12 protein-coding genes are annotated in these 12,821 nt (G+C 62.8%); 10 read left to right on the top strand and 2 right to left on the bottom strand.

The window, feature by feature from the left end:
• Positions 1-142 precede the first annotated feature (142 nt).
• The 3 genes from ppnN to PMA3_RS10910 all read left to right on the top strand — a co-directional run bounded on the left by ppnN (position 143) and on the right by PMA3_RS10910 (position 2,900).
• Positions 143-1,516, top strand: a complete 1,374-nt coding sequence (ppnN, locus tag PMA3_RS10920; protein WP_064677154.1) for a nucleotide 5'-monophosphate nucleosidase PpnN — start codon at positions 143-145, stop codon at positions 1,514-1,516.
• Positions 1,517-1,817: 301 nt separating this feature from the next.
• Positions 1,818-2,558, top strand: a complete 741-nt coding sequence (locus PMA3_RS10915; protein WP_064677153.1) for a response regulator — start codon at positions 1,818-1,820, stop codon at positions 2,556-2,558.
• A 117-nt stretch (positions 2,559-2,675) separates the two neighbouring features.
• Positions 2,676-2,900 (top strand): hypothetical protein, encoded by a 225-nt coding sequence (locus PMA3_RS10910; protein ID WP_064677152.1) that lies wholly within the window; start codon positions 2,676-2,678, stop codon positions 2,898-2,900.
• 204 nt (positions 2,901-3,104) lie between these two features.
• Here the strand turns inward: PMA3_RS10910 and PMA3_RS10905 are convergent, their stop codons facing one another.
• Positions 3,105-4,538, bottom strand: a complete 1,434-nt coding sequence (locus tag PMA3_RS10905; protein WP_064680670.1) for an FAD/NAD(P)-binding protein — start codon at positions 4,536-4,538, stop codon at positions 3,105-3,107.
• 342 nt (positions 4,539-4,880) lie between these two features.
• Positions 4,881-5,444, bottom strand: coding sequence for a helix-turn-helix domain-containing protein (locus PMA3_RS10900; protein ID WP_064677151.1), 564 nt, complete (start codon positions 5,442-5,444; stop codon positions 4,881-4,883).
• On the opposite strand from PMA3_RS10900, the gene PMA3_RS10895 reads away from it, so the two are divergent.
• From PMA3_RS10895 to PMA3_RS10865, 7 genes are all read left to right on the top strand, one after another.
• On the top strand, positions 5,439-6,464 hold the full coding sequence (locus PMA3_RS10895; RefSeq protein ID WP_064677150.1) for a DMT family transporter: 1,026 nt from the start codon (positions 5,439-5,441) through the stop codon (positions 6,462-6,464). The genes PMA3_RS10900 and PMA3_RS10895 overlap by 6 nt on opposite strands.
• 272 nt (positions 6,465-6,736) lie before the next feature.
• Positions 6,737-9,655: a monovalent cation/H+ antiporter subunit A gene (locus PMA3_RS10890; RefSeq protein ID WP_064677149.1), complete on the top strand. Its 2,919-nt coding sequence runs from the start codon at positions 6,737-6,739 to the stop codon at positions 9,653-9,655.
• The gene (locus PMA3_RS10885; RefSeq protein ID WP_007986256.1) at positions 9,655-9,999 is read left to right on the top strand and encodes a Na+/H+ antiporter subunit C; all 345 of its coding nucleotides are present in this window, start codon (positions 9,655-9,657) and stop codon (positions 9,997-9,999) included. Before PMA3_RS10890 ends, PMA3_RS10885 begins: the two co-directional genes overlap by 1 nt.
• Positions 9,996-11,681, top strand: a complete 1,686-nt coding sequence (locus tag PMA3_RS10880; RefSeq protein WP_064677148.1) for a monovalent cation/H+ antiporter subunit D — start codon at positions 9,996-9,998, stop codon at positions 11,679-11,681. The genes PMA3_RS10885 and PMA3_RS10880 overlap by 4 nt, the downstream gene beginning before the upstream one ends.
• On the top strand, positions 11,678-12,166 hold the full coding sequence (locus tag PMA3_RS10875; protein WP_064677147.1) for a Na+/H+ antiporter subunit E: 489 nt from the start codon (positions 11,678-11,680) through the stop codon (positions 12,164-12,166). The genes PMA3_RS10880 and PMA3_RS10875 overlap by 4 nt, the downstream gene beginning before the upstream one ends.
• A complete protein-coding gene (locus PMA3_RS10870) occupies positions 12,163-12,441 on the top strand; it encodes a K+/H+ antiporter subunit F (RefSeq protein ID WP_045060409.1) in 279 nt (92 codons plus the stop codon). The genes PMA3_RS10875 and PMA3_RS10870 overlap by 4 nt, the downstream gene beginning before the upstream one ends.
• Positions 12,438-12,800 carry a Na+/H+ antiporter subunit G gene (locus tag PMA3_RS10865; protein WP_064677146.1) on the top strand — a complete coding sequence of 121 codons (363 nt, stop codon included), beginning with the start codon at positions 12,438-12,440 and terminating at the stop codon, positions 12,798-12,800. Before PMA3_RS10870 ends, PMA3_RS10865 begins: the two co-directional genes overlap by 4 nt.
• The last annotated feature ends 21 nt before the right edge of the window (positions 12,801-12,821 follow it).

Here is a 12,821-nt window from a genome sequence, read left to right as displayed (position 1 = left end):
CTGGGGCTTCTTTTCATCTGTTTATCGTCACACGGGAAATGGCGATCCAGCGCAGTTCGTGCCATCTTCTTTTATGGATGCATACTATTCAGATGCCTTTTGCCCCTCCGGGGATGAATGACATCGTTTTAAGGATCATTGAATGACCCAACGACATGTAATCAACGCTTCGGTCAGCCCCAAAGGCAGCCTGGAAACCCTCTCTCAACGTGAAGTACAGCAACTGAGCGAAGCCGGATCCGGCAGCACCTACACCCTCTTCCGCCAGTGCGCCCTGGCCATCCTCAATACCGGCGCCCATGTTGATAACGCCAAGACCATCCTCGAAGCCTACAAGGACTTCGAAATCCGCATTCACCAGCAGGACCGTGGCGTTCGCCTCGAACTGCTGAATGCGCCTGCCAACGCCTTCGTCGACGGCGAAATGATCGCCAGCACCCGGGAAATGCTGTTCAGCGCCCTGCGCGACATCGTCTACACCGAAAATGAACTCGACGCCCAGCGCATCGACCTGAGCAGTTCCCAGGGCATCAGCGACTACGTATTCCACCTGCTGCGCAACGCCCGCACCCTGCGCCCCGGCATCGAGCCGAAGATCGTGGTGTGCTGGGGCGGTCACTCGATCAACACCGAAGAATACAAATACACCAAGGAGGTCGGTCACGAACTGGGCCTGCGCAGCCTGGACATCTGCACCGGTTGCGGCCCCGGCGTGATGAAAGGCCCGATGAAGGGCGCGACCATCGCCCACGCCAAGCAACGCATCCATGGCGGACGTTACCTGGGCCTGACCGAACCCGGCATCATCGCCGCGGAAGCGCCGAACCCGATCGTCAACGAACTGGTGATCCTGCCGGACATCGAAAAACGCCTGGAAGCCTTCGTCCGTGTCGGCCACGGCATCATCATCTTCCCCGGCGGCGCCGGCACCGCCGAAGAGTTCCTGTACCTGCTTGGCATCCTGATGCACCCGGACAATCAAGACCTGCCCTTCCCGGTCATCCTCACCGGCCCGAAACACGCGGCGCCGTACCTGGAACAGCTTGATGCGTTTGTTGGCGCCACGCTGGGTGAAGGCGCCAAGCAACATTACGAGATCATCATCGACGACCCGGCCGAAGTGGCGCGCCAGATGACCCAGGGCCTCAAGGCGGTGAAGCAGTTCCGCCGCGAACGCAACGACGCCTTCCATTTCAACTGGCTGCTGAAAATCGACGAAGGCTTCCAGCGTCCGTTCGATCCGACCCACGAAAACATGGCCAACCTGCAACTGAGCCGCGACCTGCCCGCCCACGAACTCGCCGCGAACCTGCGCCGGGCGTTCTCTGGCATCGTCGCCGGCAACGTCAAGGACAATGGCATCCGCCTGATCGAAGAACACGGGCCGTACCAGATCCGTGGCGATGCGGCGGTCATGCAACCGCTCGATCAACTGCTCAAGGCGTTTGTCGCCCAGCACCGGATGAAATTGCCCGGTGGCGCGGCGTATGTGCCGTGTTATCAAGTGGTTGCGTGACATTACTCAAGTAAATTCTGTGGCGAGGAACTGGTTTCCCCGCCACGGAAACCTACCGGGCCGACTACGCTCGTTACCTGACACCACCCTTCCTGTGGGAGCGAGCCTGCTCGCGAAGGCGGCGACACAGTCAATACTGAAGTTGCCTGACACACCGCTTTCGCGAGCAGGCTCGCTCCCACAAGGGGTCCGGGGACATCCGCCGAGGCAGGTCGGGCGAAAGGCCGCCACGATCAACCGCCCTGATTCCCGCACTTGGCAAATGTGCGGTAATCCGTGCGAATGACAAGAGGGTCGGGCAATGGAACATGTGAACCACATCCTGATCGTCGACGACGATCGCGAGATCCGCGAACTGGTCGGCAATTACCTGAAGAAAAACGGCCTGCGCACCACCGTAGTCGCCGATGGCCGGCAGATGCGCAGCTTTCTCGAAGCCAACACCGTGGACCTGATCGTGCTCGACATCATGATGCCCGGCGATGATGGCCTGCAGCTGTGCCGCGAGTTGCGCTCGGGCAAGCACAAGGCCACGCCGATCCTGATGCTCACTGCCCGCAATGATGAAACCGACCGGATCCTCGGCCTGGAAATGGGCGCCGACGACTACCTGACCAAACCCTTCGCCGCCCGCGAACTGCTGGCGCGGATCAATGCCGTGCTGCGCCGCACGCGGATGCTGCCGCCCAATCTGCTGATCACCGAAAGCGGCCGGCAGCTGGGCTTCGGCCGCTGGCGCCTGGACACCACCGCCCGCCACCTGCTGGACGAAGATGGCACCCTGGTCGCCTTAAGCGGTGCCGAATACCGCCTGCTGCGCGTCTTCCTCGACCACCCGCAAAGGGTGCTCAGCCGTGACCAGTTGCTTAACCTGACCCAGGGCCGCGACGCCGACCTGTTCGACCGTTCCATCGATCTGCTGGTCAGCCGTTTGCGCCAGCGGCTGAAGGATGACTCCCGGGAATCGACCTACATCAAGACCGTGCGCAGCGAGGGTTATGTATTCTCTTACCCGGTGGAGATGCTCGGCGCAGAGTCCTGAGCCTGGTTACCGACGGATCAATGTTCTCGATAGAGACTATGCGTCAGGGTGTTTTTTCATCGCAGTGCTTCAACTCTAAAGTGGCGACATCTTCTCCCCACACTTCTGGAGCACATCATGAAAAGCATCATCAGCCTTGGTTTCGCCTTGTCGGTTCTTGGCGCTACGTCCGCCATTGCGGCTCCGCATGCCGCTTCAACAGTCGCTGCGGCCGCTAAAGTCAGCCAGCCGGCATTGTTGAATATGAACACCGTTGGTATTGACCATAAAGGCAGCCAACAGGGCAAACTCTACGTCGCGGAAAACCGTCCCGAGTTTGGTTCGAAGTATCAGCGTTATTGATCAACGGCGTTGTGCTGCCTGATACAGCCCCCCTGTAGGAGCGAGCTTGCTCCGGGCGGCGTTCCGACGATGGACTTCCAGACAACGCGGGCAAACGCGGGCATTCAGACAGCCCGCGTCATCGTTGACGCCCATCGTCGGAACGCCGCCCGGAGCAAGCTCGCTCCTACAGGGTGATCTGTGTCTTGCCCAAAAACCGGGCCTCTACCCGCCAGTCACCAGTCGAGCGGCGAGAGCCTTGGCCTGACTCGCCACATCCGTCACCGCCGTACTCTCCCACCACATCCCACGCAACGGCGGCCCCATGGCAAACAGTCGACTGGCAACCTGACCATCAACGCCCACCACCGCACCATCAACCTCGGCCGAAATCCCCAACGCCAACGGCCCCGGCCGTACCAGCCCGCGAGCCAGCAACTGTTGGGGCAGCGGCCGCGCCACCCGTCGCCAGTCGTATTCGATACCACTGGAGTTGATCAACGCCGCACCACTGAACACCACAGTTTCAGCTTCACCACGACGACGAATGCGAATGCTCACTTCACTGCCCGAAGACGGCTCCAGCCCCTTGAACGACGCCGCCTGAATCCGCAACCGCCCTTCCCCGTGCAGCCGCGCCACCAGTTCGGCACTCAACGGCGGTGAACGGTGATGATGACTCTCCCACCAGGGCCGCACATGCCGCACGAACTGCCGACGCTGCACGTCCGTCGCCTGATTCCACAGCCGGCCGATGTGCGCCCGCACCGTATCCAGCGGCGCCTGCCAGTCGATGCCCTGGGCGATGGCGTCCCGGCAATGCCGACGCAATTCGCGCACCAGCTGTCGCGGCGTGCGAATGCTCGGGTCCTCGGCAAGAAAGTCTGCCCAGGCCGGCGGCTGTCGACGCACATGCGGCAGTAGCCCATGGCGCGAAAACACTTCGATCGGCCCGCGATGCCCGGCCTGCTCCAGCGACACCACGGCATCGACCATGGTCAGGCCCGAGCCGATGATCAGCACCGTCGACTGCGGATCGAGCTGACGCATGGCAGCAACATCCCACGGGTCGAGTGCCGCAGCGTTCAAGCCGCTGGATTCGGTCTGCGGTGTACGCGCGGCGGGGAACATGCCCGTCGCCAACACCGCATAAGTCCCCTGCAAGCGTTGCCCGTCACTCAGGGTCAGCCGCACCGAATCGTCCAGCATCTGCAAGTCGACCACCTCGGCCCGCACATGCTCGACCGTCGAACCGTTCAAGGCCCCCACCGCTTGCGCTTGCGCCAGGCGTTGCTGCACATAAATCCCGAAAAGCCCCCGGGGCGGGAACAATTCGCTGACCGGCACATGCTGCTCGTCAGACTCCGGCCAGCCACCTGCCGCGATGAATTCGGTCAACCATTGGGTCAGGTCGTCGGCGTTGTCCGGGTCGACGCTCATGCGCGCCGCGTTGCCGTTGAGGGTATGGCCCAACTCGACCGCGCTATACGCCTCGCCCCGGCCCAGTTCGGCACGGGGTTCGATCACCAGCACCGATCGTTTCCCGGGCAGGCGTAACAATTGCGCCGCCAGCATCGCGCCGCTGAGGCCGCCGCCGACGATCAGGATGTCTGCATTGCGGAGGGCGTCGGTTACCGGTCCGCTTTGGGGTTCGCTCATGCCGTTCTCGCTGGTCAGTGTTTGCCTGAATTGAATCGTACAAGTCGCCCCGAGCCAACAACCCATCGCTGCTGACGAGCTGCATGACTATGTCGAAATCTCCTGGACGATAATAGGCGCCAAACCCATGGAAGGTTCATCAAGCAGTACCAAAGTAGGACGCACAACGCCGACTACCTGTAGGAGCGAGCTTGCTCCGGGCGGCGTTCCGACGATGGTCGTCAACGATAACGCTGGGTGCCTGACACTGCGCCGCGCTCTCGGGTTTATCGCGAGCAAGCTCGCTCCTACAGGGGGACGTGTGTGCTATCGGCTGTGTATCAGGTGTTGATCGGCAAACGATCAGATCACCACGTTCCGGATGAACCGCGCAGCCACCGCCCCGTCGTTGCGATAGGCATGGGGCTGGTTGCTGGCAAACATATAGAACTCACCGGCGGCAATCTCGTGAGGGGTGTCGCCGAGCATCAACGTCAGGCAGCCTTCGAATACGTAGATCTGTTCGCTCCAGCCATCGGCATCCGGTTGCGACGGGTAAATTTCGCCCGGTTGCAGGCACCATTCCCATTGCTCCACCTCGCGAGTGGCGGTGGCCTTGGACAGCAAAACGGCTTTGCTGCCGGGAATCGTCCCGGCCCAGGCCACTTCGTTGATGCGACTGGGGTCGCGGGCGTCCGGGGCCTGGATCAGGTCGCTGAATGCAACGTCCAGGGCTTCGGCTACGCGGTCGAGGGTGGTCAGGCTGACATTTTTCTCGCCAGCCTCGATGGCCACCAGCATCCGCCGGCTGACCCCTGACTTTTCGGCCAGCGCGGTCTGGCTCATGTCGGCGGCATGGCGCAGTCGCCGAACATTCAGGCTGACATGCTGAAGGACCGAAGCCCGCTGCGTTGAATCTTTGTGCACTATATTGCTCACTTGGTGGGGTTGGGCAGTATACTGCGCAACATTCGACGCATTGTGCGTCGCCCTCAGGTAGCGCGCAAGGTCATGACGTCGGTGAACTCCTCCCAGGTTTCTTCCCGTTTCTCACGGTTCAGCAAAGCCGAGTGCGTGCTGGTGCTGATCACCATGGTCTGGGGCGGTACTTTTTTGCTGGTCCAGCATGCGATGACCGTCAGCGGGCCGATGTTCTTCGTCGGCCTGCGCTTTGCCGCGGCGGCGATCATTGTCGCGTTGTTCTCCTGGCGGCACCTGCGGCACCTGACCCTGTTCGAACTCAAGGCCGGGGCCTTCATCGGCGTGGCGATCATGCTCGGTTATGGCTTGCAGACCGTGGGCTTGCAGAGTATTCCCAGCAGTCAGTCGGCTTTCATTACCGCGCTGTACGTGCCCTTTGTGCCGTTGCTGCAATGGCTGGTGCTGGGACGGCGTCCGGGGTTGATGCCAAGCATCGGGATCATGCTGGCGTTTACCGGGTTGATGTTGCTGTCCGGGCCTGCCGGCGCTTCGTTCAATTTCAGCCCGGGTGAAATCGCCACGTTGATCAGCGCCGTGGCGATTGCGGCAGAGATCATCTTGATCAGCACCTATGCCGGCCAAGTCGATGTGCGCCGGGTGACGGTGGTGCAACTGGCGGTGACGTCGGTACTGGCGTTCCTGATGGTGGTGCCGACCCAGGAAATGATTCCGGATTTTTCCTGGTTGCTGTTGTGCAGCGCGCTGGGTTTGGGTGCGGCCAGCGCGGCAATCCAGGTGGCGATGAACTGGGCGCAGAAAAGCGTTTCGCCCACCCGGGCTACCTTGATCTATGCCGGTGAGCCGGTGTGGGCCGGGATTGTCGGGCGGATTGCCGGGGAGCGCTTGCCCGCGATTGCGTTGCTGGGGGCGGGGTTGATTGTGGCGGCGGTGATTGTCAGTGAGTTGAAGACCAAGGGGAAGGTTGTTGCGGCTGAGAAAGAGATGGAGCAGGAAATCCAGGGTTAAGTTTCTGGATTTGTAGCGTCTGGTAGAAAGTCTTCGCGAGCAAGCTCGCTCCCACATGGATTCTGTGTTGTCACACAATGGCGTGAACACAGGCGGAACCTGTGGGAGCGAGCTTGCTCGCGAAGGGGCCAGACCCGCTGAATACAGACCTGCGAAACAATGAAAGACAGGATTTATCCGTCAACCTTGTAGGATTCTGCGACAGCTTGGTGTTTGGCGATCCGGGGACTGGCACGTATGATGCTTCACAAACTTCCGCAGATTAGAAGCCTATGTCCCTGATAGTTCTACTGCTTCTGCCCTTCGTCGGCAGCTGTCTGGCAGCCGTGCTGCCACACAACGCGCGTAACACCGAATCCTTGCTGGCTGGCCTGGTTGCCCTCATCGGCACCATCCAGGTGGCCTTGCTGTTCCCGCAAATCGCCGATGGCGGTGTGATTCGCGAAGAATTCTTCTGGTTGCCCAGCCTGGGCCTGAACTTCGTGCTGCGCATGGACGGTTTCGCCTGGCTGTTCTCGATGCTGGTGCTGGGGATCGGCACCCTGGTCTCTTTGTACGCCCGCTACTACATGTCGCCGGACGATCCGGTGCCGCGGTTCTTCGCGTTTTTCCTGGCGTTCATGGGCGCGATGCTCGGGTTGGTGATCTCCGGCAACCTGATCCAGATCGTGTTTTTCTGGGAGCTGACCAGCCTCTTTTCATTCCTGCTGATCGGTTACTGGCACCACCGCGCCGATGCACGGCGCGGCGCCTACATGGCGCTGATGGTCACCGGCGCCGGCGGTCTGTGCCTGCTGGCGGGGGTCATGCTGCTTGGCCATGTGGTCGGCAGCTATGACCTGGACAAGGTCCTGGCCGCCGGCGAGCTGATTCGCGCACATGCCCTCTACCCTGTCCTGCTGCCCCTGATCCTGATCGGCGCCTTGAGCAAAAGCGCGCAATTCCCCTTCCACTTCTGGCTGCCCCATGCCATGGCAGCACCGACCCCGGTCTCGGCCTACCTGCACTCGGCGACCATGGTCAAGGCCGGGGTGTTTCTGCTTGCACGGCTATGGCCATCGCTGTCCGGCAGCGAAGAATGGTTCTACATCGTCAGCGGCGCCGGGGCCTGCACCCTGCTGCTCGGCGCGTACTGCGCGATGTTCCAGAACGACCTCAAGGGCCTGCTGGCCTATTCGACCATCAGCCACCTGGGCCTGATTACCCTGCTGTTGGGGCTGAACAGTCCGCTGGCCGCCGTGGCCGCGGTGTTCCACATTTTCAACCACGCCACGTTCAAGGCCTCGCTGTTCATGGCCGCCGGGATCATCGACCACGAAAGCGGCACCCGCGACATTCGCCGGCTCAGCGGCCTGGTCAAGCTGATTCCGTTCACCGCCACCCTGGCCATGGTCGCCAGTGCCTCGATGGCCGGTGTACCGTTGCTCAATGGCTTCCTCTCCAAGGAGATGTTCTTCGCCGAAACCGTGTTCATCAACGCCACGGCCTGGATCGAGCTGACCCTGCCGATCGTCGCGACCATCGCCGGCACGTTCAGCGTCGCCTATTCCCTGCGCTTCACGGTCGATGTGTTCTTCGGCCCGACCGCCACCGACCTGCCCCACACCCCGCACGAACCGCCACGCTGGATGCGCGCGCCGGTGGAGTTGCTGGTGTTTGCCTGCCTGATCGTAGGGATTTTCCCGGCGCAAGTGGTCGGTCCGTTGCTGGCCGCCGCCGCGCAGCCCGTCGTGGGCGGCGTCTTGCCGCAATACAGCCTGGCGATCTGGCACGGCTGGAACGCGCCGATGATCATGAGCCTGGTCGCCATGTCCGGCGGCATCGTCCTCTACCTGTTGCTGCGCAATCAACTCAAGCGCGGGCGCTTCAAGTACCCGCCGCTGATTGGCCGGTTCAACGGCAAGCGCCTGTTCGAGCGCAGCCTGGTGACCATGATGCGCCTGACCCGGCGCCTGGAGCGGCGGATCAGTACCAAGCGCCTGCAGACCCAACTGTTCCTGATGGTGTTCGTCGCCGTGCTGGCCGGGCTGATCCCGATGCTCCACAGCAGCCTGAGCTGGGGCGACCGCCCGAAGATTGCGGGTTCGATCGTGTTCGTGACCCTGTGGCTGCTGGCGATTGCCTGCGCCCTCGGCGCGGCGTGGCAGGCCAAGTATCACCGGCTCGCGGCCCTGACCATGGTCAGCGTCTGCGGCCTGATGACGTGCATCACGTTCGTCTGGTTCTCGGCGCCGGACCTGGCGCTGACGCAACTGGTGGTCGAAGTGGTGACCACAGTGCTGATCCTGCTGGGCCTGCGCTGGCTGCCACGGCGGATCGAAGAGGTGTCACCGCTGCCGAGCACGCTGCGCAAGGCACGCATTCGCCGTTTGCGCGACTTGCTGCTGTCGATCGCGGTCGGTGGCGGCATGGCGCTGCTGTCCTACGCCATGCTGACGCGCCAGACCCCGAACGATATTTCTTCGTTCTACCTCAGTCGCGCCCTGCCCGAAGGCGGCGGCAGCAACGTGGTCAACGTGATGCTGGTGGACTTCCGAGGTTTCGACACCCTTGGCGAAATCACCGTGCTGGCGGCCGTGGCCCTGACCGTGTTCGCCCTGTTGCGACGCTTCCGCCCACCGAAGGAAAGCCTGCAGTTGCCGGCCCAGCAGCGCCTGCTTGCGTCTGACGTGGTCACCGACCTGGTCAACCCGCGTCATGCCAGCGACACCGCGCTCGGTTTCATGATGGTGCCGGCGGTGCTCGTGCGCCTGCTGTTGCCGATTGCCTTCGTGGTGTCGGTCTACCTGTTCATGCGCGGCCACAATCAACCGGGCGGCGGCTTCGTGGCGGGCCTGGTGATGTCGGTGGCGTTCATCCTGCAGTACATGGTCGCCGGCACCCAGTGGGTCGAGGCGCAAATGAGCCTGCGTCCCCTGCGCTGGATGGGCACCGGGCTGCTGTTTGCCACCGTGACCGGGCTCGGGGCGATGGCGGTCGGGTATCCGTTCCTGACCACCCACACCTGGCATTTCGCGTTGCCGGTGTTCGGCGACATTCACATCGCCAGCGCGCTGTTCTTCGATATTGGCGTGTACGCCGTGGTGGTCGGTTCGACCCTGTTGATCCTCACCGCCCTCGCCCACCAATCGGTACGGGGTCACAAGACCGCTGCCTTGCCCCGAGCCGTCGCCACCGAAGGAGCCGTCTGATGGAAGAAGTCATCGCAATCGCCATCGGCGTACTGGCCGCGTCCGGCGTCTGGCTGATCCTGCGCCCACGGACGTTCCAGGTGGTCATGGGCCTGTGCCTGCTGTCCTACGGCGTCAACCTGTTCATCTTCAGCATGGGCAGCCTGTTCATAGGCAAGGAGCCGATCATCAAGGACGGCGTGCCGCAGGACCTGCTGCACTACACCGACCCTTTGCCGCAAGCGCTGGTGCTGACGGCGATCGTGATCAGTTTCGCCATGACCGCGCTGTTTTTGGTGGTGCTGCTCGCGTCCCGAGGCCTGACCGGTACCGACCATGTGGATGGCCGGGAGCCTAAAGAATGAACCTGATGCCGCACCTGATCGCCGCCCCGATTCTGCTGCCGCTGCTGACCGCCGCGGTGATGCTGATGCTGGGCGAGAAACACCGGCCGCTGAAAGCCAAGATCAACCTGTTCTCCAGCCTGGTGGGCCTGGGCATCGCCGTGCTGTTGCTGCAATGGACCCAGGACACCGGCGTGCCCGGCTCCATCGGCGTGTACCTGCCGGGCAACTGGCAGGCGCCGTTCGGCATCGTGCTGGTGGTCGATCGCCTGTCGGCGCTGATGCTGGTGCTGACCGGGATCATCGGCGTCAGCGCCTTGCTGTTCGCGATGGCCCGCTGGGACGGCGCCGGCTCGAGCTTCCACGCGCTGTTCCAGATCCAGATGATGGGCCTGTATGGCGCGTTCCTGACGGCGGACCTGTTCAACCTGTTCGTGTTCTTCGAAGTGCTGCTGGCCGCCTCCTACGGCCTGATGCTCCACGGTTCGGGCCGGTCGCGGGTGTCGGCGGGGCTGCATTACATTTCGATCAACCTGCTGGCTTCGTCGCTGTTCCTGATCGGCGCGGCACTGATCTACGGCGTCACCGGCACCCTGAACATGGCCGACCTGGCGCTGAAAATCCCCCTGGTGCCCGAAGCCGATCGCGGCCTGCTGCATGCCGGCGCGGCGATTCTCGCCGTGGCGTTCCTGGCCAAGGCCGGGATGTGGCCGCTGAACTTCTGGCTGGTCCCGGCCTACTCCGCTGCCAGCGCACCGGTGGCGGCAATGTTCGCGATCATGACCAAGGTCGGCGTCTACACCCTGCTACGCTTGTGGACCCTGCTGTTCTCCGGCCAGGCCGGCGCGTCGGCGTACTTTGGCGGCGACTGGCTGATCTACGGCGGTATGGCGACCATCGTCTGTGCGGCGGTGGCAATCCTCGCCGCGCAACGCCTGGAGCGCCTGGCCAGCCTGAGCATTCTGGTGTCGGCGGGGATCCTGCTGTCGGCCACAGGGTTCGCCCAGCCCAACCTGATCGGTGCGGCACTGTTCTACCTGGTCAGCTCGACCCTGGCCTTGAGCGCATTGTTCCTGCTGGCCGAGCTGATCGAGCGTTCGCGTTCAGCCAATGAAATGCCGTTGTTCGATGACGGTGAACTGCTGCCACGGCCGCTGGAATCCCTGCAGCCACCCAAAGGCATCAACCTCGACGATGAACAGAAAGCCGTGGTCGGCCAGGTGATCCCCTGGACCATGGCGTTCCTGGGCTTGAGTTTCATTGCCTGCTCGCTACTGATCATCGGCATGCCGCCGCTCTCCGGTTTCATCGGCAAACTCGGCCTGCTCAGTGCCCTGCTCAACCCGTTGGGCCTGGGTCATTCCGGCGAAGTACCGGTGTCGAACGCGGCGTGGGGCTTGCTGGCGCTGCTGATTATCTCCGGGCTGGCCTCCTTGATTGCCTTTTCGCGCCTGGGCATCCAGCGTTTCTGGACCCCTGAAGAACGGCCCTCACCCTTGCTGCGTCGCTTCGAATGCGTGCCGATCATCGCGCTGCTGGGCCTGAGCATCGCGCTCACGTTCAAGGCCGAGCCACTGCTGCGCTACACCCAGGCTGCCGCTGATGCCCTGAACAACCCGGAACAATACGTGATGGCGGTGCTTGGAACGCGTGCGACTCCAGGTCCCGAAGCCAAGACCGCGCTCGCGGAGGTGCAACCATGAAGCGTCTGTTTCCCGCGCCGTGGTTGTCCCTGGCACTGTGGGTGTTGTGGCTGGTGCTGAACCTGTCGATGAGTCCCGGCAATCTGCTGTTGGGCGCGGCACTGGGGTTCTGTGCGCCGTTGATGATGCGCAAACTGCGTCCGCTACCGATCCGCACTCGTCGCCCCGGGGTGATCCTGCGCCTGTTCCTGCTGGTCGGGCGCGACGTGCTGGTGTCCAACCTCGTCGTGGCCTGGGGCGTGCTCAACGCCGGGCGCCGCCCACCGCGCTCGCGCTTCATCAAGGTGCCCCTGGACCTGCGCGATGCCAACGGCCTGGCGGCCCTGTCGATGATCTGCACCGTGGTCCCGGGCACCGTCTGGTCGGAACTGGCGCTGGATCGCAGCATCCTGTTGTTGCACGTGTTCGATCTGGATGACGAAGCGCTGTTCATCCAGCACTTCAAGGCGACCTACGAGCGCCCCTTGATGGAGATCTTCGAATGAGCCCGCTGCTGTCGAACGCGATCCTGCTGAGCCTGTTCATCTTTTCCCTGGCGATGGTGCTGACCCTGATCCGGCTGTTCAAGGGGCCGTCTGCCCAGGACCGGGTCCTGGCCCTGGATTACCTGTACATCGTCGCCATGCTGATGATGCTGACCCTGGGCATTCGTTATGCCAGTGACACCTACTTCGAGGCGGCGTTGCTGATCGCCCTGTTCGGCTTCGTCGGCTCGTTTGCCCTGGCCAAATTCCTGCTGCGTGGCGAGGTGATCGAATGAATATGGAGTTATCGCTGTGGGTGGAGATTCCGGTGGCGATCCTGCTGGTGCTCGGCAGCCTGTTCGCGCTGATCGGCGCCGTCGGCCTGCTGCGGATGAAGGATTACTTCCAGCGCATGCACCCGCCGGCCCTGGCCTCGACACTCGGCGCGTGGTGCGCGGCATTGGCCTCGATCATTTACTTTTCCGCGCTCAAGTCCGCGCCGGTGCTGCATGCCTGGCTGATCCCGGTCCTGCTGGCGATCACGGTACCGGTGACCACCTTGCTGCTGGCCCGGGCGGCGTTGTTCCGCAAGCGCATGGCGGGGGATGATGTGCCGGCTGAGGTGAGCAGCCGGCGTACGGAAAGCGGGGGTTGAATTCAAGGTTTGTGTTGATTG

Origin of the sequence: Pseudomonas silesiensis (assembly GCF_001661075.1) — a bacterium.
GTDB lineage: Bacteria > Pseudomonadota > Gammaproteobacteria > Pseudomonadales > Pseudomonadaceae > Aquipseudomonas > Aquipseudomonas silesiensis.
This window is presented reverse-complemented; position numbering and strand designations above follow the sequence as displayed.

Coding starts and splice junctions, on each gene's coding strand:
- ppnN (WP_064677154.1), top strand. CDS start 143: ATGACCCAACGACATGTAATCAACGCTTCGGTCAGCCCCAAAGGCAGC.
- PMA3_RS10915 (WP_064677153.1), top strand. CDS start 1,818: ATGGAACATGTGAACCACATCCTGATCGTCGACGACGATCGCGAGATC.
- PMA3_RS10910 (WP_064677152.1), top strand. CDS start 2,676: ATGAAAAGCATCATCAGCCTTGGTTTCGCCTTGTCGGTTCTTGGCGCT.
- PMA3_RS10905 (WP_064680670.1), bottom strand. CDS start 4,538: ATGAGCGAACCCCAAAGCGGACCGGTAACCGACGCCCTCCGCAATGCA.
- PMA3_RS10890 (WP_064677149.1), top strand. CDS start 6,737: ATGTCCCTGATAGTTCTACTGCTTCTGCCCTTCGTCGGCAGCTGTCTG.
- PMA3_RS10885 (WP_007986256.1), top strand. CDS start 9,655: ATGGAAGAAGTCATCGCAATCGCCATCGGCGTACTGGCCGCGTCCGGC.
- PMA3_RS10880 (WP_064677148.1), top strand. CDS start 9,996: ATGAACCTGATGCCGCACCTGATCGCCGCCCCGATTCTGCTGCCGCTG.
- PMA3_RS10875 (WP_064677147.1), top strand. CDS start 11,678: ATGAAGCGTCTGTTTCCCGCGCCGTGGTTGTCCCTGGCACTGTGGGTG.
- PMA3_RS10870 (WP_045060409.1), top strand. CDS start 12,163: ATGAGCCCGCTGCTGTCGAACGCGATCCTGCTGAGCCTGTTCATCTTT.
- PMA3_RS10865 (WP_064677146.1), top strand. CDS start 12,438: ATGAATATGGAGTTATCGCTGTGGGTGGAGATTCCGGTGGCGATCCTG.